At 52.6% G+C, this 16,732-nt stretch carries 20 protein-coding genes; 3 read left to right on the forward strand and 17 right to left on the reverse strand.

From position 1 onward, the window contains the following. Positions 1-13 precede the first annotated feature (13 nt). From L3K52_09155 to L3K52_09185, 7 genes are all read right to left on the reverse strand, one after another. A complete protein-coding gene (locus L3K52_09155) occupies positions 14-907 on the reverse strand; it encodes an LbtU family siderophore porin (GenBank protein ID UOG93871.1) in 894 nt (297 codons plus the stop codon). Between the two features lie 46 nt (positions 908-953). Continuing rightward, the gene (locus tag L3K52_09160; protein ID UOG93872.1) at positions 954-2,081 is read right to left on the reverse strand and encodes a DUF1513 domain-containing protein; all 1,128 of its coding nucleotides are present in this window, start codon (positions 2,079-2,081) and stop codon (positions 954-956) included. Positions 2,082-2,084: 3 nt separating this feature from the next. After that, the gene (locus L3K52_09165; protein ID UOG93873.1) at positions 2,085-3,224 is read right to left on the reverse strand and encodes an imelysin family protein; all 1,140 of its coding nucleotides are present in this window, start codon (positions 3,222-3,224) and stop codon (positions 2,085-2,087) included. An 11-nt stretch (positions 3,225-3,235) separates the two neighbouring features. Next, on the reverse strand, positions 3,236-4,543 hold the full coding sequence (locus tag L3K52_09170) for a c-type cytochrome (protein UOG93874.1): 1,308 nt from the start codon (positions 4,541-4,543) through the stop codon (positions 3,236-3,238). Then, positions 4,544-5,782, reverse strand: coding sequence for a peptidase (locus tag L3K52_09175; protein ID UOG93875.1), 1,239 nt, complete (start codon positions 5,780-5,782; stop codon positions 4,544-4,546). A gap of 78 nt (positions 5,783-5,860) precedes the next feature. After that, a complete protein-coding gene (locus L3K52_09180; GenBank protein UOG93876.1) occupies positions 5,861-6,055 on the reverse strand; it encodes a hemin uptake protein HemP in 195 nt (64 codons plus the stop codon). 17 nt (positions 6,056-6,072) lie between these two features. Continuing rightward, on the reverse strand, positions 6,073-6,285 hold the full coding sequence (locus L3K52_09185; GenBank protein UOG93877.1) for a (2Fe-2S)-binding protein: 213 nt from the start codon (positions 6,283-6,285) through the stop codon (positions 6,073-6,075). 272 nt (positions 6,286-6,557) lie between these two features. Between L3K52_09185 and L3K52_09190 the strand changes: the two genes are divergently transcribed. Then, complete coding sequence (locus L3K52_09190; GenBank protein ID UOG93878.1) at positions 6,558-6,890, forward strand: hypothetical protein; 333 nt, start codon at positions 6,558-6,560, stop codon at positions 6,888-6,890. Positions 6,891-7,015: 125 nt separating this feature from the next. On the opposite strand, the gene L3K52_09195 is transcribed toward L3K52_09190, so the two are convergent. The 5 genes from L3K52_09195 to L3K52_09215 form a co-directional block, all read right to left on the reverse strand. Continuing rightward, positions 7,016-7,330 carry a hypothetical protein gene (locus tag L3K52_09195; GenBank protein UOG93879.1) on the reverse strand — a complete coding sequence of 105 codons (315 nt, stop codon included), beginning with the start codon at positions 7,328-7,330 and terminating at the stop codon, positions 7,016-7,018. A 94-nt stretch (positions 7,331-7,424) separates the two neighbouring features. Beyond that, positions 7,425-7,682 carry a TonB-dependent receptor plug domain-containing protein gene (locus L3K52_09200; GenBank protein ID UOG93880.1) on the reverse strand — a complete coding sequence of 86 codons (258 nt, stop codon included), beginning with the start codon at positions 7,680-7,682 and terminating at the stop codon, positions 7,425-7,427. 127 nt (positions 7,683-7,809) lie between these two features. Then, complete coding sequence (locus L3K52_09205) at positions 7,810-8,052, reverse strand: hypothetical protein (GenBank protein UOG93881.1); 243 nt, start codon at positions 8,050-8,052, stop codon at positions 7,810-7,812. A 165-nt stretch (positions 8,053-8,217) separates the two neighbouring features. Further along, positions 8,218-9,291: a glutamate--cysteine ligase gene (locus tag L3K52_09210; protein ID UOG93882.1), complete on the reverse strand. Its 1,074-nt coding sequence runs from the start codon at positions 9,289-9,291 to the stop codon at positions 8,218-8,220. Then, positions 9,288-9,998, reverse strand: a complete 711-nt coding sequence (locus tag L3K52_09215) for a nitroreductase family protein (protein ID UOG93883.1) — start codon at positions 9,996-9,998, stop codon at positions 9,288-9,290. Before L3K52_09215 ends, L3K52_09210 begins: the two co-directional genes overlap by 4 nt. 263 nt (positions 9,999-10,261) lie before the next feature. Here L3K52_09215 and bfr (L3K52_09220) point away from each other — a divergent pair, with 263 nt between their 5' ends. Both bfr (L3K52_09220) and bfr (L3K52_09225) read left to right on the forward strand, forming a co-directional pair. Further along, the gene (gene bfr / locus L3K52_09220; GenBank protein UOG93884.1) at positions 10,262-10,732 is read left to right on the forward strand and encodes a bacterioferritin; all 471 of its coding nucleotides are present in this window, start codon (positions 10,262-10,264) and stop codon (positions 10,730-10,732) included. A gap of 12 nt (positions 10,733-10,744) precedes the next feature. Further along, positions 10,745-11,212, forward strand: coding sequence for a bacterioferritin (gene bfr, locus L3K52_09225; GenBank protein UOG93885.1), 468 nt, complete (start codon positions 10,745-10,747; stop codon positions 11,210-11,212). Positions 11,213-11,294: 82 nt separating this feature from the next. Here the strand turns inward: bfr (L3K52_09225) and hflK are convergent, their stop codons facing one another. The 5 genes from hflK to L3K52_09250 all read right to left on the reverse strand — a co-directional run bounded on the left by hflK (position 11,295) and on the right by L3K52_09250 (position 16,732). Next, positions 11,295-12,212 (reverse strand): FtsH protease activity modulator HflK, encoded by a 918-nt coding sequence (hflK, locus tag L3K52_09230; GenBank protein UOG93886.1) that lies wholly within the window; start codon positions 12,210-12,212, stop codon positions 11,295-11,297. Beyond that, positions 12,209-13,132 (reverse strand): protease modulator HflC, encoded by a 924-nt coding sequence (locus L3K52_09235; GenBank protein ID UOG93887.1) that lies wholly within the window; start codon positions 13,130-13,132, stop codon positions 12,209-12,211. The genes hflK and L3K52_09235 overlap by 4 nt, the downstream gene beginning before the upstream one ends. After that, positions 13,129-14,868: a protease modulator HflK family protein gene (locus tag L3K52_09240; protein UOG93888.1), complete on the reverse strand. Its 1,740-nt coding sequence runs from the start codon at positions 14,866-14,868 to the stop codon at positions 13,129-13,131. The genes L3K52_09235 and L3K52_09240 overlap by 4 nt, the downstream gene beginning before the upstream one ends. Before the next feature lie 89 nt (positions 14,869-14,957). Beyond that, positions 14,958-15,965, reverse strand: coding sequence for a Fe(3+) ABC transporter substrate-binding protein (locus tag L3K52_09245; GenBank protein ID UOG93889.1), 1,008 nt, complete (start codon positions 15,963-15,965; stop codon positions 14,958-14,960). Between the two features lie 83 nt (positions 15,966-16,048). After that, positions 16,049-16,732 (reverse strand): Fe2+-dependent dioxygenase, encoded by a 684-nt coding sequence (locus L3K52_09250; protein UOG93890.1) that lies wholly within the window; start codon positions 16,730-16,732, stop codon positions 16,049-16,051.

Here is a 16,732-nt window from a genome sequence, read left to right on the forward strand (position 1 = left end):
ACGCCTGCGGTGCTTAGAACTCGTAAGCCACTTGCAGCGTGATTACATCTTCTTTGCTGCCATCGTAGGCTTCGTTGTTCATGTATTCAGCCGCGAAACTGGCTTTTTCGTAGACGGGCATACTGTAGGCAATACCCGCTGCTTTTTCGGGCAGTTCCAGCGACTCAGCCGCGTCGGTTTGCTGGTAGGCGAGTGCTACGGTGCGGTCGTTGCCCATATCGAAACCGATTTCGAGATTGGTGGCGCTGGGTTCGACGCTGCTGTCATCTTCCAGCGTGATGGCATCGACTTGAATGTGTTCGGCAATCACGCTGGCTTTGCCGACAGTAGCGGAGGCATGGATACCTAGCCCTGCCGCTGCTTTATCATTCACATCAGAAATATAGCTCACGCCAGCCCCGAAGTTGTCGGCGCTGTAATCGAGATTCACGCCGTAATCATCAATTTTGTTGCTGCCATCTTTGTCATCTTTGAATACGTAGGCCGAGCCGGAAATATCGCCGGAACTGACACCCAGTTGCACGGCTTCTTCTTGTGTTTCCGCCATTTCCAACGTCAGTGGGTCGGACACCATATGGCTGTCGAATTTACCGAAAGGCACGTACATGCGCCCTGCGGTGACATCCAGCCCTTCACGCGGTTTGAAGGTAAGGGTGGCTTCATCCAGCGCAATATTGTCGTTGTTTTCACCTTGTTCGTAGAGGAATAAGACGTGGCCTTCGAGTTTGTCATTGATCTGATTGTCGATGCCGAGTTCGACGGCGGGTACAGTGAGGTCGCTGCTATCGCCGTCATCATTGCTGACAAAACCGGCTTCGACTTCCACCACACCGCTGAGGGTGGTGGCGGCAAAAGCGGGGCTGGTTAAGGATGCGCCAATCAGGATGCTTAATAAGGTCTTTTTCATACTAGAACTCCAGGTATTTTGATAGGGAACAGTGGCTGGTCTGTCATTATGTTATTACTAGATGGTTATCCCAACGTTGGTCGGAAAACTGGTGCAACAGGCTGGCTGGTGCGGGTTGAAGGGTTGAGGGAAAACGGTGAATGCCGCCGGTCGCATCCGAGACTAAAAATTGCTGCTGTTGTGGCAAAAACGCGATGCCGCTGGGTTCCGGTACGGAATGCGCGTGCAGAAAACGGCGTTCGCGGGTACTCCAAAAGCTAGTGTGATTGCCGCGTGGTGAGGATACCGCCAGAATTTGTTGCTGCGGGTCATAGGCTAAATCCGCCATGTAACCGTTGAACAGCGCTACATCAGCGGCGCTAATGTCGAGCAATTGCAACTCACCGCCGTGCGGCTGCCAAGCGACCAAGGAGGCGGGTTGTTGGCGGTATAAATTGCCTTCGTATTGCAGCGCCACGCCGACACTGCCATCCGCAGTGGCGATTAAGTGGCGAATGCTTAAATGACGGTCGGGTAGGCGGTATTCGTCAATTTTTTTGCCGGTTTGCGCATCAAGATAAACCAGCGAAGGTTGCATGGTGTCAATGTTGAGTTTACGCCGCCCGAAATCGGGGTGCTGTTCAATACCGCCGTTGGCAATGACCAGCGTTTTGCCATCGGGCATGAGTTGTATATCGTGCGGATCAAGTCCGAAGGTGTCGTATTCGCCGAGGTGTTGGAAAGTTTTGCTGTCGCGGATACCGAGTACGCCGCGTTTTTCATCGTAAGCGTTTTCGGTGGTGAACAGCACATCACCCGCAGAGGATAAACAGCCGTGACCGTTGAAATGTCGTCCGGCTGTTGCGGGAATGGGGGTGTTTTGAGCTTCTGTGAACATGACGACGGCGCATTCAAAGGCGGGGCGGCGTCCGAACAGTAGGGCGGTGTCGTTTGCTAAGGGTAATACGGCGTGTCCGCGCATGGGGACAGCGCAGGATTGCAGTTGCCCGCTTGCCATGTCTAAGCGGGTTAGAAAGTGTCCGCCGTGTGGGTTGTCGCTGGCGGAATATAAATGGGTGAGGTTGGTATCTGCTTCAACAGGTGTTCCTGCGGCGCGTTTCATTAGGGTGTTGACCCCTAATGCCGCACCAAACGTTCCGGCAGTGGCAAGTAACAAAAACTGGCGGCGATTCATTGTTTAATCCCCATCGTTGTCGTTGAAACCGAGTTGTACGCCTAGCACTTTGGCAAGCTGGCGGCGGATTCCCATTTGAATGTCATTACCGAGGTAGTAATAACCATCGAGTTCTTTACCTTTACCCGTCTTGATTAGCTCGAAAGGGTCAGCACTGGGCAGCGGTAACTTGAGGTAATTGTCGAAGCGTTGCTGCATGGCATCGGCGACGAACTTTTCCACTTCGCGTTCGTTGTGGTCGCGTAGCCATTGCAATACACCGCCTTCCCGCAGAATACGTTGCATCCCTTCCACATTGGCGCGAATGATTTGGATGGAATAGCCACTGCGCCAGGCTTCCAGTTGGTAAGCGTTGGAGGTATTCAGCACTTCCTGCTTGCCTTCGGTATTGAGGTCAATGCCTTTGCCCAAGGGATTGCCGATGCGGTTTTTGGAAAACTTTTCGGCGGACTGATACAGCTTGCCTACCAGCAAATCTACCGCTTGGCGGGCGCTGGCGAAGGTGGCATTGCCCTTGTGCGCATCGCGGAAAGCGCTGGCGTAACCGTTGCTGTCTTGCAGCCAACCATTCGCGATGGTTTGTACTTGGGTATGCAGCAAGGTGCTGGCAGCTTGCACGTAATCACAGCGGCGTTTGCCCGTATCGCCTTGGAAGCTTGCCAGTTGTTCGGCTTCGCTTTTGTCACGATCAAACAGCAAGAATTCCAGCGTACTTAAGCCTTGCCCGCCCACTCCGGCTTTTGCGATGCTGTCGGGAGTCAGGGGAAGGTCATCGGTCAGCAAGCGGCTGATGATCATTTTTTTCGGCGGATTGAAATTGATGGTGAAATCTATCTGATCGGCAATCGCGGGGCCAAACATGAGCGCGTCGGTGCGATGCCATGCCAACAAGGTTTCGCCCCAGCCTTCGCGCAATACTTTGAAGGATTCGGCGGTGGGGGCGCTGCAAAATGCTGTGCTGCGCTGCTCTAAGGTGTTGGCGGTGACTTGCAATTCCCGATACAGCGGGATGATTGCGCCATCAACCACAGCCGCCAGCAATTTGTCGGCATCAGGCAGCGGCGTGGCGGGGGCGACATTGGGTGTGGCTGCAAATAACAGCGAAGGCAGCAGGAGCAGGCAGCAAAAAATCTGTTTAAACATCAGCGTTCTCATTACAGTGAGTTGAGGAAACGTAACAGTGCTTCCCGTTCGGATTTGTGCATCGACAATACGTGTTGCTTGGCGGCTTCGGCTTCGCCACCGTGCGAGAGAATGGCTTCCAGCAGGTTGCGGGCGCGTCCGTCATGCAGGAAACGGGAGTGTCCGCTGAGTTTTGCGGTTAAACCGATACCCCACAGGGGCGGGGTGCGCCATTCGTTGCCGGATGCCGCAAAGTCGGGGCGCTTATCTGCCAGCCCCTCACCCATGTCATGCAGCAACAGGTCGGAATAGGGTTGGTGTGGCTGGTTTGCCAAGGCTGGAAATGTTGGGATATGGCAGGCGACACAGCCCGCCTGATTAAACAGTTTCTGCCCTTGAATGACTTGCGTATCGTCGGTGTCACGGCGCGTTGGTACGGGTTGGTGGGCAATGTGAAATACGACTTTTTCTAGCAAATTAGCGGGAATTTCCGGCTTGCCGCCTTCTGGCAGGGCGTGGCAATCTGTTTGTGCTGCGGTACATGGCTGTTCTGGGAAGAGGGTGGAAGTAATGCCAATGTCATTGCGGAAGGCATCCGCCGTTTGCTGGAGAATACTCGGTTGATTGGCTTTCCAACTAAAGCGCCCTAGTGTGGTTTGTTGCGTGGCAATGTCCCAGACCTGATTAGGTTTGCCGGAAATGCCGTCAGCATTGCGGTCATCAGGATCGGCATTGGTAAGAATTTCTGCTTCGGGGATGCTTTCCAGCAAACCCATGCCAAACAGTGGCGGCGCAACCCGTGCGGAGAATTGGGTGTCAGGGTGCAATGCGCCGTAGTTTAGCCCGTCAATCTGCAAATGCGGTTGTAACAGCGTGTAGGTTTCGCCATCTTTGAATTGCCCGTGAATGTCGGTGTAGGTGAAACGCGGTGTGCCTTCACCCGGTAAACCTTTGATGCCTAGCGTTTGCAAATGGTCGCCGTAAGTCGGTTCAGGGGCAATCCCCAATGTTTTCACAACAGTTTGTTGTGCAGCACTGTGGGCAGGGATGCTGAGCTTTACAATGGTCGATAGAAAGTTTTCGGTCTCCGTCAGCGGCGGATGCCCGCGCCCATGCTGCACATGACAAGCAATGCAGCTATTGGCTTTGAACAGCGGCCCCAGCCCATCACGCGCAGTGGTGGAGGCGGGGGAACTGACCCACGGTTGCTGGAAGAATGCGCCACCGATGGCGAAGTCTTCGTGTTGTTGCGGTATCCCTTCGGCTACGCTCAGGGAACTGCTGTTGGCTATCCCTGATGTGAGTAACACACCAAGGGCAATGGCTAGAGTTGCTTGCATTTATCCACCAAAGGAGTCGCTGGTTTCCGGGTTCAGGCTGTCGATACCCACGGCTTTCGCCGCTGCTTCGATGTCACCGGTTTGGCTGCGTAAGGCAGCAATCGCGGCTTTGATGCGTTTGTTACCGTCTTTGTTATCCGGCTTGATTTGCTGGTCGAAATTTTCGCCGTTTTTCGCCGCTTCCACAATGGCTTCGGCTTTTTGTTGGGTATCAGCGAGTTTGCTGACCAAGGTTGCGCTGGCTTTGGCATCCTTGCTGGCAACCAGTTGCGAGAGGCTTGCGCCCGTTACCGTTGTGCCATCGGTGCGCGTGTAAGTGCCGTTGAAAATGTTTTGGATGCTGCGGGCGTTTTCAGCAATGTCGTGGTGGGTGTTGTCGCTGAAACAGGAGTGTTCGTCTTCCTGCGAATGTGCCAACAATGCTACGTTCATGCGTTCGCCCGCGAGTTCGCCGAGGCTTAGGCTGCCCATGCCGAATAACATGCGGCGCAACGCTTCTTTTTCATCGAGTGCGAGGAAACCGCTGCGGTAGTTACCGGCTTTACCATCTGCCCAGTCATCCGCCATTTGTTGCGTATCGGCGACCAATAAATCGGTAGCAGCTTTCAAGTAGGCGGCGCGGCGTTCACAATTGCCGTTGGTGCAAGCGTCACCTTTGGCGTAATCGGTGGGGGGGCGCTTTCCGGCATCTTTGGAGTCTTCGTTAAAATCTTGCCCCCACAGCAGGAATTCGATGGCGTGGTAGCCGGTGGCAACGTTGGCTTCGGAGCCGCCTTTTTCATGCAGCGATTTCAGCAGTTCCAGCGTGATTGGGTCTTTGCCTGCAATGATATTGGCGCTGGCAAATTGGTTGCCTTCCTCGTGGTCGTAGGCGTCAGTTTTGACGTAATCAATCAAGCCCTCGTCGAGCGGCCAAGCGTTGACTTGGCCTTCCCAGTCGTCCACATTTTTATTGCTAAATCGGAAGGCTTCGGTTTGGCTGTAAGGTTTACGTGCGGCTAACCAAGCATCTTGGGCGGCTTGCTGGGTTTCGGCGGTGGGGTTGGCAATGAAGGCATCGACTTTTTCTTGTAAGATTTTGGCGGTGGTGAATGAATCATTAAAACTGGCGTGGGCAATATTCACATAGGTTTCCATCACCGCTTTGGCAGTAACGGTTTCAGCGCTGACTAACAGGGGTGTGGTGCATAATACGCCACCGAATAGGGCGGCTGAGACGATGTGGGAAAGGGTTTTCATGGGTAGTCTCCAAAAAAAACACGTCTGGCTGGGGCAGTAACGCTGACTGGCTTGACTGTTAAAGGTGTTGATGAATCGTTATTGGGCAGATTTTTCAGCGGAACGGTCAAGGGAAGGTTGCTTGTCTGCGTCATCATCTGCCGAAGTGAGGATCAAATTGCCCCGGCGGGTAATGGTCAAACAATAAGGACGCTTGCCGTGCTGAAGAATAATTTTTTTGCAGCCGCGCATCAATTCTTCCAGATTGACGCGGTGTGGTTCGACATCCGTCATTCTCAAAGCTCCAGTCATCATGCGAATGCACCTTGCATCAGGTTGAGGTTAAAGTGGAAAGTATCAGGGTTGAGGGTTTCTTCGATGACTTCACAGGCATGACTTTTGCAGCGCCCGCAACACGTGCCGACTTTCAGCTCTTGTTGAATGGCTTCCAGCGTCTCGTGGCCGTGTTTAACGGCTTTCTTGATCGCTTTGTCGGTCACAGAGTGGCAAATACAAACGTACATGGCATCACCTAAACAGTAATCATTCTTAAACGTTCGGTGATGATAATCATGATCAATTGCAAATACAAGTGTTTCTCAGTTATTTTTTGAAATGATAATAATTCTCAAAAAAATGCTTGACTCAGTAACGGGAATCATTATCATTAGTTCCATCTTACAGGTTTTTGCCCTCTCCTCAAAACGGCAACAAAAAGTAGTCAAGCCAGTGTATGACGTTGTAACTCCGCACCAGCCAGATTATTTCTTATTTTCAAGGAATAGTGAGGTGTGTGATGACGTTTTATGTAAATGCTTGGCTGGATCGGGTTGATCCGTTTATCAGCTTGCACAATCGCCAGACGGGTGAACAAGTCGCCAGATTTGACAAACACGAATTGCAGCAATGCCTTGAACAAGGTGATTTCTGTCTGAATGAGCTATGCAACCCTAGTCAGCAGGTGCAGCACGAATTGGTAAAATGTTTGTTATTGGTTCGCTGTTCGCATGAAGTCAGCCAGCAATTGGAAAGTATTTACCACAGTTTTTTTCCGCGTCCGTCGAGCGCCGACATTATTCCTTTCAGGTCAAAACCAACGGCTGTGCAAGCACAGCGTGATTGTGCCTGAGTTAACGTGTGTACAACCTGTCGGGTTAGCCTTGATAAAAATAACCTTGGCCTGACAGGCTCCTAGTTCCTCTCTTGGAATTTTGAACCTTGCTAGGGGCGTAAGCCCCTTTTTCTTGAACGGAATCAATACGCCAGCCGCGCTAATTCGTGTGTGAATGTTGCGCTATTGCTCTGTTCTGAAGGGTGTTCCATTAAGTTAAACACGCCACACACTTCATGCCAGCCAATGCCTTGCAGCCAGTCCGGTAAACTCACCGTGCTTTGTCCTTTGCGTGGCAAGATGTAACAACTTTCACCCCGATACAACAGGTTGTAAGGTTGGTTAGCTTGATGCAGTGCTGCAATTATTTCCCACGTCGCTTGCGCAGAATTTACCCACCCGCAGTGCAGTGGGTAGGCTTGTGTGCCGCCGTTATGCTGCCATTGAGCCGATTCCATTGAGGGTATTCGGGTCGAGAAAATGACGGCTGGAGCTGAGGAAGCCAAAACTTAGCGCCTTGGGTTGGCGCACGCCATCGACGTTGGTTAGTACCTAGTTGCCGGTAATGCCGCGAATATTGATGGGGGAATCACCCCGAATACCGGAGCCGCTGACCGTCACGGATGGGGTGTACTTAAACACTTCATCCACGGAATTCGCCATGTTTTTCTGAATACTTTCCTGTTTGACCACACTCATGGTGCCGTCGGTTTCGCCTTGCTTTTGTGCGGATTTGGACGCACTCACAACCACGGTATCCAACGAAAACACCTCTTCGGCAGTTGCGTTGGTAGCGGCGGCAAGGGTCAAGATTTTTGGGTTACGAATGGCATACGAGAGAGCAAGATAACACTAACAAATTTTCCTTAAACTTCAACAAGGTCATTTGGCTACCAACGCAAGCGTGGATGGCTAATTGTAAAGGATGGTCGGGTGTTTACGTGGTCGTGCGCCCGCCATTTAAGCAGACCAAAACCGGCGTGACGTGGCGGGTTTTAGTGACAATATCCTGATTCAGCGCCCGGAGTTTTTGCTGTTTATGCCGGATGAGATTTTGCACTATTTTCAGGTCATCTTGCAGTTCGGCAAGGTCTTGCTGTAGTTGTTCACGTTCTTGTTGCAAGCGGTTGAGTTGGGGGTTTTTGCTGTGTTGTTGCTTGCAATATTCAGACTGATTCATAACGTCTTTTTTCCATCATGTTTGAAAAAAGTACGCTGGCTGACTTGGCTCAGAAGCTGGCTTGCGCAAGATTATAGGAGGTAGTAACGAGATTTAATGATAATTGTTAGCATTTGTGTTGGCAAGTGTTAGAGTGCATTTAGATGAAATTAATTCTTATTAATATTATGCGCACAATCTCATCTCAAGCAAATCATGTGCGGGCGTGCGTTTGCGTTGCAACATATCAAACAGTGGTTCCAACAATTGATGGTCAGGGTCATTGCCTAATGCTCGATCAGCGGCATGGAGTGCTTGCCATGCAAACTTGAAAATCAAGGGGTTATCAAATGCCTGCATCGCTGATATTTGATGCTGGTGCGCATTCGGCACAATGGCTCGCCCCGGCAAGCTATTATCCAGCACCAGCCCTTTCAGCAAGGCAAACAGTGCGCCATACAAGGTAAAATCACTGCTGGAATCAAACGCTTTGAACTCAATCCGTCCTGCTTCTGCCGGATGACGCGGTGCTTTAGTCAGGGTAGGGTTTGAATGCAGCAGATGCCCGCTATCGGGTGGGAACACCAACGCGGCGGGGCGTGCACCGGTACGTTTCCATGTGCGGATCGACAAACCTGACCAAATTTCCCCCGCATAAAAGGGCGAGTTGAAACTGAAAGGCACAATAAACGGGCTGTAATACGTCAGTTTGCTGGCAGCGTCCACCATTGCCGCGCTATTCATGCCCGGTTGCGACAAGCTCAGGTCAGGGCCATAAGTGAGCATGGGGATATGGGCAGTATCGCGTTCTTCGGGCGATTCGTTGCGCTGTTGTTCGCGTTCAAACGCATTCAGCGGAGGGTTCGGAGTGAATTTTACCTGTTCTGGGTTGAAACTCACGGGGGCAGGGCGATAGCCATAACGTGCCGCCATCTCCAGCAACAGGGTGTAACTGTCCTGCAATTCGTTCAACACGCTTTGAATGCTGGTGTGAATGGTGGTGCGGATTTCGAGGCCTTTGGGTACGCAAGTCAGCAGTGTGCCATCTTCGTTGAAGCGTTCGTAACCTTCGATATACCAACGTTTGCGGCGAATACCCGCATCGCCACTGCGCAAATGCTCGGCATCAGCGGGGTGTTCCGGCAGGCGGTCAACGATTTGCTGGAAATCCTCAAAACCAGTGTTGGTGAAATCGGCAAACTTGCCATCAGCGCGGTAAAACGCGACTTCGTGTTCAATGCCAAAACGGAACGGATTCATGCAGCTTGCTCCTGTGGTTTGCTCAATGACACCCACGTGCGCCAGCTATCCGGTGTGCCGCGTTGGTTTCGCAATTTGCCTTCGTGAATGTCTGCGGCACTGTCTGGTTGGGGCGGGAACATGAAAATTGCGCCCAATAATTTTTGTTCTGTGGGGATGCCGCACAGCTTGAAACATTCGCTGGAGGCTAACACGCCACCGCTAGACCAATAGGTTTGCAGATCGCGGGCTTCGCCTGCCAGTAACAGGTTTTGGACGGCGGCGGCAGCACCGGCAAGGTGTTCTTCGTTCATGTGTTGCGCTTTGCTGCTGTGATCCGGTTCGGGCAGCCAGGTGCTTAACACCACCGAACCGGCAGCGGCTAACATGCGGATAATGGTGGAATCTTCGGTCACATTGCCCGCGCCGTTATCCAGCAGGCACTGTGCCAAGGTCAGGCAACTGGCTTGATCCAGCGCGTAAAAACGCCAAGGGACGCATGAATCAAGTTCATTCTGACGGTGAATTTTATTGGCGGGGAAATGGAACGGTGCCCAACCGGCGATGCGCACGGCTTCTTCCACTTTTTCGGTGAAGCCGTGGGGAATAACGGCAGGGGAATGCAGGTGGCCTAACACTTTTCGTGTGCGGCGGTTGCGGATGACGCGATCCACTGCCAGTGCCAACGCCATATCCTTGGGTTTGAAAATGGAGTGCAGGTAGGTCATGACCAATCCTCTGGTATAGGGGTGTAAAAAACACGCTGGCTAGTAGGAGAGGTGGCTTACGTGAGGGGAGCGACTTGTCAATAATAATATTGATTCTCATTTATTTTGGCAAGTGAAATCGGTGTTATTGGGAATGATTTTGATAATTGTTACTTAAGTTATTGTTACACAAAGAAAATATGTAATTGCTTCAATGCTTGTTGAACGGTAGCATTGACTTCCACGCAACTATAAATCACACAAACAATCAGGAGATAATAGCGATGAAAGGAAATCCCGACATCAACCGTTCGCTGAATCTGGCGCTACGCAGCCAGTTGACGGCGATCAACCAATACTTCCTGCACGCCCGCATGTGTAAAAACTGGGGCTTGGAAGGTTTCAACAAGCACGAATACAAACGTTCCATTAACGCCATGAAACAGGCGGACGAGCTGATCGAACGCATTCTGTTTCTGGAAGCACTGCCCAATCTGCAAGACCTTGGCAAGCTGTATCTTGGCGAAGATGTGCCGGAAATCATCGCCAACGATTTACGTTTAGCGGGTGAAGTGGTGGCTGAATTGCGCAGTGTGATTGCGGCGTGTGAACAAGCGCAGGATTACGTAAGCCGCGACATGCTGCAAGAAATCCTTGAAGAGGAAGAAGAGCAAATCGACTGGTTGGAATCCCAGCAATGGGCAATCCAGAATGCCGGTTTGCCCAATTATTTACAATCCATGATGAACGCATAAGGAGACGACATTATGAAAGGCAATGACCGCGTTATCGACGTGCTGAAAACCCTGTTAGCGGGTGAATTGGCAGCACGCGACCAATATTTCATCCATTCGCGCATGTGTGATGATTGGGGTTTAACCAAATTGTTTGCGCATTACGAGCATGAACGTCAGGAAGAAAGTGCCCATGCCGATGCCATTATTCGCCGTATCCTATTCCTCGAAGGTGTGCCGGACCTGAACAATCAAGACAGCCTGAATGTGGGTTCCGATGTGCCCAGCATGTTTAAGAATGACCTCGCGCTGGAATACCACGTTGTTGGCGCGTTGAGAGCGGCGATTAAAATCTGTGAAGAGGAAAGCGATTACGTCACCCGCGAAATGCTGCGCTTACAACTGTCTGATACCGAAGAAGATCATGCTTACTTCTTGGAAAAACAGTTGGGCTTGATTGACAAAATTGGTCTGCAAAATTACCTGCAATCGCAGATGTAAGTTCCCTCAATCCTTTGTTCAGGCACACGCGGTCGTTATGATGCAGCGTATTACCCAGACAGGGATTTTCCTGCTTCTCCTATCAGTTCTCCTGTGTCGATTCATTATCGCTTGATGGCTCTGCCAACGTTACCTTAGCTTTCGGCATCACCTGCTCCAGCATTTCCAGATACATGCGCTGCCCAATGAGGTCGGGCGCTTGGCGGTATTCTTCCCACGTACTCATCAGACGGTCACGGTCGCCATTGGCACGCGCCAGTAATTCACTCACATAGGCTTGCGTCTGCTGCTGCTGGCGGTTGGCATCACTGCGGGCTTTGGCGAGGGTGGAACTACGTTCGCCTTGTTCTACCTGAATCTTTTCCTGCTTTTCGGCACGGGCAACTGCTACATCATCAAACACTTGCTTAATGGATTGCGGCGGCTCCAGACGGCGGATTTGCACCGAGGTGATATTGATCCCCAGATTCAGGGTGCGGGTTTGTTGCTGAATGGCTTGTTGCAGGCTGGATTGGAACTGGTTGCGCCCGGTAGTGAGCAGGTCGCCGATTTTCTGGCTGGCGACGTATTGGATGCTTTCCGCGTGTGCCAATTGGCGCAACAGTTGTTCGGGGGCTACGGCTTGATGCTGGAAAATACCGGCTTCCTGAATGTTGTATTGCAGAATCAGTGCCACATTGATGAGGTTTTCGTCGCCTGTAGTCAGTTCGAGTTGCAGGTGTTTGTCATGGGGGTCGAGGGCGAAATCCAGCTCCATCGAGCGCACCGCTGTTACCTGCAATTTTTCTACCGATTCGATTGGCCAAGGCAGGCGGTAGTGCATTCCGGGTGCAATCTTGTCATCCACGATTTTACCGAAACGGCTGAGAATGCCGCGCTGTTCTGCGCCCACCGAATAAAAACCACTGAGCAGGTAAATCAAGGGAATAACCCCTAGTAACAACAGCCATAAACGCTGGCTGTGCTGGGATACTTGTTGCAAGTCTTCCCGTAAACTCATGGGAGCGCCTCCGGCACCAGCGTGGCAGGTGCAGACGTTTTCGCGGATGGCGGTGACAGCAAGTAGCTGAACAGCGGGGTGTCGGATGACAAAATGAAGCTGGTGTTTTCGCCGATGATTTTTTGGTAAGCATCCAGTGAGCGACTGAACTGGTAATAGGCTGCATCGGCCTGAAATGCTTCGGCGTAAATGCGTGCAGCTTCGGCTTCGCCTTTGCCTTTGACGGTTTGGCTTTCGCGATAAGCTTGTGCGAGTAACTCGCGGGCTTCGCGTTCGGTTTCGGCACGGATCTTGGCAGCGGCTTCCTGCCCTTCGGCGCGGTGTTGTTTGGCGGTGCGTTCCTGTTCCGACATCATGCGCTGGTAGATGGATTGCAGGTTTTGTTTGGGGAAACCGAAACGGTTGGGGCGCACGGCGATGATTTCGATGCCGAATTCTTTCAGCGCGGTGGTGGTACTATTGCCGGTGATGGTGGCAAATAAGGGCGGTAAACCCTGTTGTTGCCCATCGACGCTGAAAATGTCACCCAACGGAATATTGCCGATGGCAGCACCAATCCCGGCATTGAGCAGTTCTTGCAGGCGCAAGCGGGCGGTTTCTAAGTCACGCACGCTTTTGAGGAAGGTTTCCGGTTCGGCAATCCGCCACACGGCGAAGCTACTGACGACCAGATTGCGGCGGTCGCGGGTCACGAATTCAGCCGGTTCCAGCCCCAGTAATTGCAGGCGCTTGTCCAGCATCGTGCGGGTCTGGATGGGGGCGGGAAGTTTGAACGCCAGCCCCGCGTCGCGGATGGTGCGCACGGGTTTGCCGAATTGCATGATGACGACGGTTTCGCTTTCCTTGACTGGCACGAGGCAGGTGGACAACAGGTAGCCAGCCACAATCAGGGTGGCAAGCGTCCATAAGATTTTTTTCATGGCTGGATTTTCCTTTGGTTGCTGGCGGCTGCCTTAGGGTCTGGCGGGATTGTGCCTTTCCAGATGCGCAGGTCGTTGCTGTGAATGCGGGGGTCGGTAATGGTCAGTAGCTTACCTGCCAAGTTCGCTGTCACGGTGTCAATGTATTGGTTGAAGCGGATGACATCGGGGTATTGGCGGAATGCGCCGGAGAGTTCTTTGAAGTATTGTGCATCACCTTGGGCGCGTTGTTGCTGCTCGATTCGGTTGCTGTCTGCGGTGGTGACACGCTGGAGCTTATCGGCATTGGCTTTGCTGAGTTCGGTGGCACGTTCACCTGTGGCTTCCAGTTCAAGGCGCTGTTGTTCTTGACGGGCATCAAAGGTGTCACGGTAGACTTGTACGACACGCGGCGGTGGCTGAATTGACTGAATGTGCGCCGTGACCGTGATGGGGGGTAAACCCAGCGCCTGTAGATCAGTCTGGATTTGCGTGGCGATGCGCGTCGCCAAGGCATCACGCGGGGTATCCAGTAAGGCGCTGAATGTCAGGTGTGATACCTGTTGCCACAAGGCAGATTCGGCGAAGTGCGCCAGTAACGGGTCGATTTCCGCGCTGTTGACGCGCAAGGGCAGGGTCGGCGGGGTTTGGTAATGCAGGCTTAGCTGGATATTGACGAGGTTTTCATCGCTGGTTGTGATGAGTAAGGTGTCGTAACGCTCTTCCGGGTCACTGATGAAGGCTTGCTGCCACAAGCGTTGCGGGGCGGGTGGATTGTCAGAGGTGCTAGAGGTAGGCGCGGCTGCTTGCGGCAATTGACCGACGTTCAGCGTGCGAACATAACCCGCCGTCAGCAATTGCATGTCGCCAAACGGCCAAGGCAAGGTGTAGTACAATCCGGGCGGTAACGCGGTAGCTTGGGAGCGATTAAGGACTTGCTTAATGCCAACCTGACCGTGCGGCACGATGCTCAGACCGCTGGCGGCGTAGAGGCAGAGTGCCAATACCATCAGCAAGGCTTTGCTGGTGCGTTGGTAGGTGTACCACAAGCCAATGAAGGGGGCTTTGAACCCGCGATACACCCGGTTGGCAGCCAGCGAACGGGTAGCCGTTTCCAGCAGGGAAAGCTGTTCGAGTTCACCGCCTTGGAACAGGCTGCGGAATCCGGCAACCAGCAATTCCACCCCAGCAACGCCGATCATCACGGCAATGATGACGGCGACAATTTCATCCAGATAAACGCCAATCATCATGCCGATCAGCGAGATCAGTACGGCGATGGAGGAAAATACATCCATCTGACTGTGGTAGCCGTCGGCTTCGAGTGCGGGGGAGTTGGTATCGCGCCCAACCCACGTTTTCAGCCTTGCCATAAACCAAGCGATAGCGATGGTTAACAGCACCCCGGCAATACCGATCCAGAGATTTTTCAGTTCTTCCGGGGAACGCCCTTGCACTTCGCGCACGATTTCTATGGGCACGTACAGGATTAGCAGCGCTATCAAAATGGCGAGGATGGCTTCAAAGCGGTAAGCCTTGGCAATCGCTGCGGAGTTGCCAGTTTTTTCTTGTTGGTAGCGTGTGAACAATCCAACCAGTAGGATTAGGGAAACCGCCAAGTCAGTGATGGAATGGTAGGCATCGGCAAGCAAGGCTGCACTGCCGGTTGCCCAAGCAGTCGCCATTTTGATCACTACCAATAGTGCGTCAGCAAGGATGGCAATCAGTGAAGTGCGGATACGGCGGTCGTTAAACAAGGTGAGGGATTCCGCTAAATGATAATGCTATTCAATTTAGCGGATGGATATGACAACTTGATGACGGAAATTAATAGGTGATGGTTTTGTTATTTCCAACCCACCTTATCCATGATCATCACCGCTTGCGCATTGTGTTTGCCAAGGTTAGACAGGTTCAGTGCATCGCTTTTGAACGCACCCCAGCTTTGTAATTCCGGGCTGGCAGCAATGCCGCGTTTGGCGGGGTATTCGCCGTTGGTGTTGGAATACCAACGTTGCGCGTCGTCCAGCACCATGTATTCCAGCAATTTAACCGCGTTTTCCTTGTTTTTGGCGGATTTGGTCACGCCCGCGCCGCTGATATTGATGTGAGTGCCACGGTCACGCTGGTTGGGGAAAAACACTTTCACCTTGCTGGCAGCGGCTTTCTGCGCGGCATCGCCTCCGTACAACATTTGCGCGTAGTAATACGTGTTGGCAATCGCGACATCGCACTGACCCGCCGCCACCGCTTTAATTTGGTCGCGGTCGCCGCCACTGGGTGGTTTTGCCAGATTTGCCACCAAGCCTTGCGCCCACTGTTCGGCTTGCGCCGCGCCTTTGGCGGCAATCATCGACGCCAGCAATGACTGGTTGTAAATGCTGCTGGAAGAACGCGCACACACGCGCCCTTTCCATTTCGGATCAGCCAAATCTTCGTAGGTGGAAAGTTCATTCGCCTGCACTTTTGCGGGATTGTAGAACAGCACCCGTGAGCGGTAAGTCAGCCCAAACCACTGGTTGGCAGGGTCACGCAAATTCGCCGGAATCGCTTGATTGAGCTTGGCGGACTGGATCGGTTGCAAGGTGCCAGCTTCCACCGCACGGTGCAAACGCCCTGCATCCGCCGTAATCAGCACGTCAGCGGGTGAATTCGCACCTTCACGTTTCAAACGTTCCAGCAATGGGTCATCATCGCCAGTAATCAGGTTGACCTTCACGCCCTTGTCTTTGCTGAACGCATCCAACAGCGGCTTGATCAATTGCTCCTCACGGGCGGAATACACATTTACTTCATTGGCAAGTACCTGGGTACTGCTCAACAGCAGCAAACTAACGGTCAATTTTTTCAACATAATGATCTCCTTCTTACTCCCCTCGCCCCTTGAGGGACGACGCTGAAAGCGGCTGGGTGTGGGGTTGGGGGTGAGGGGTAAAACTACGTATCCGCCCAACGGCGAACCAAATTGTGGTAAATCCCGGCGAGTTTGACGGTTTGCGGATGCCCCACGCCGAGTTCCAGCGTCAATTCTTGGATACTCTGGTCGAGGTCGTAGAGCAGGGTGCGTTGCCCGTCATCACGGATCATGCTTTGCATCCAGAAGAACGAGGCGATACGTGCGCCGCTCGTAACGGGAAGTACTTGATGCAAACTGGTGGCGGGGTACAGCACCATATCGCCTGCCGCGAGTTTCACTTCCTGTGCGCCAAAATTGTCTTCGATCACCAGTTCGCCGCCTTTGTACTCTTCCGGTTCGGCGAGAAACAACGTGGCGGAAACGTCGGTGCGTACTCTGACAATCGTACCCGGCACGTAGCGGATGGAATTATCGACATGGACACCGAAATTACCGCCGCCTTCGTAACGGTTGAACAGCGGTGGGTAAATTTTCAGTGGCAGCGCGGCAGAGATGAACTGCGAATTTTTAGCGAGTGCATCGAGGATGAAATCGCCTAGCTCTTGCGCCAGTGGCGAAGTCTGCGCCAGTTGCAGGTTGTTTTTGGCGGTGGCGGCTTGTTGACCTGCCGTCACTTTGCCATCGACCCATTCTGTCGCATCCAGTTGGGCGCGACATTGGGCAACTTGTTGTTTGGTCAGGACATTGGGTATACACAGCAGCAT

This window comes from Candidatus Thiothrix sulfatifontis (assembly GCA_022828425.1).
In the GTDB taxonomy this organism is placed as follows: domain Bacteria; phylum Pseudomonadota; class Gammaproteobacteria; order Thiotrichales; family Thiotrichaceae; genus Thiothrix; species Thiothrix sulfatifontis.

Excerpts from the sequence above, each read along its gene's own strand:
- L3K52_09155 (UOG93871.1), bottom strand. The coding sequence starts at position 907 with ATGAAAAAGACCTTATTAAGCATCCTGATTGGCGCATCCTTAACCAGC.
- L3K52_09160 (UOG93872.1), bottom strand. The coding sequence starts at position 2,081 with ATGAATCGCCGCCAGTTTTTGTTACTTGCCACTGCCGGAACGTTTGGT.
- L3K52_09165 (UOG93873.1), bottom strand. The coding sequence starts at position 3,224 with ATGTTTAAACAGATTTTTTGCTGCCTGCTCCTGCTGCCTTCGCTGTTA.
- L3K52_09170 (UOG93874.1), bottom strand. The coding sequence starts at position 4,543 with ATGCAAGCAACTCTAGCCATTGCCCTTGGTGTGTTACTCACATCAGGG.
- L3K52_09175 (UOG93875.1), bottom strand. The coding sequence starts at position 5,782 with ATGAAAACCCTTTCCCACATCGTCTCAGCCGCCCTATTCGGTGGCGTA.
- L3K52_09180 (UOG93876.1), bottom strand. The coding sequence starts at position 6,055 with ATGACGGATGTCGAACCACACCGCGTCAATCTGGAAGAATTGATGCGC.
- L3K52_09185 (UOG93877.1), bottom strand. The coding sequence starts at position 6,285 with ATGTACGTTTGTATTTGCCACTCTGTGACCGACAAAGCGATCAAGAAA.
- L3K52_09190 (UOG93878.1), top strand. The coding sequence starts at position 6,558 with ATGACGTTTTATGTAAATGCTTGGCTGGATCGGGTTGATCCGTTTATC.
- L3K52_09195 (UOG93879.1), bottom strand. The coding sequence starts at position 7,330 with ATGGAATCGGCTCAATGGCAGCATAACGGCGGCACACAAGCCTACCCA.
- L3K52_09205 (UOG93881.1), bottom strand. The coding sequence starts at position 8,052 with ATGAATCAGTCTGAATATTGCAAGCAACAACACAGCAAAAACCCCCAA.
- L3K52_09210 (UOG93882.1), bottom strand. The coding sequence starts at position 9,291 with ATGAATCCGTTCCGTTTTGGCATTGAACACGAAGTCGCGTTTTACCGC.
- L3K52_09215 (UOG93883.1), bottom strand. The coding sequence starts at position 9,998 with ATGACCTACCTGCACTCCATTTTCAAACCCAAGGATATGGCGTTGGCA.
- bfr (UOG93884.1), top strand. The coding sequence starts at position 10,262 with ATGAAAGGAAATCCCGACATCAACCGTTCGCTGAATCTGGCGCTACGC.
- bfr (UOG93885.1), top strand. The coding sequence starts at position 10,745 with ATGAAAGGCAATGACCGCGTTATCGACGTGCTGAAAACCCTGTTAGCG.
- hflK (UOG93886.1), bottom strand. The coding sequence starts at position 12,212 with ATGAGTTTACGGGAAGACTTGCAACAAGTATCCCAGCACAGCCAGCGT.
- L3K52_09235 (UOG93887.1), bottom strand. The coding sequence starts at position 13,132 with ATGAAAAAAATCTTATGGACGCTTGCCACCCTGATTGTGGCTGGCTAC.
- L3K52_09245 (UOG93889.1), bottom strand. The coding sequence starts at position 15,965 with ATGTTGAAAAAATTGACCGTTAGTTTGCTGCTGTTGAGCAGTACCCAG.
- L3K52_09250 (UOG93890.1), bottom strand. The coding sequence starts at position 16,732 with ATGCTGCTGTGTATACCCAATGTCCTGACCAAACAACAAGTTGCCCAA.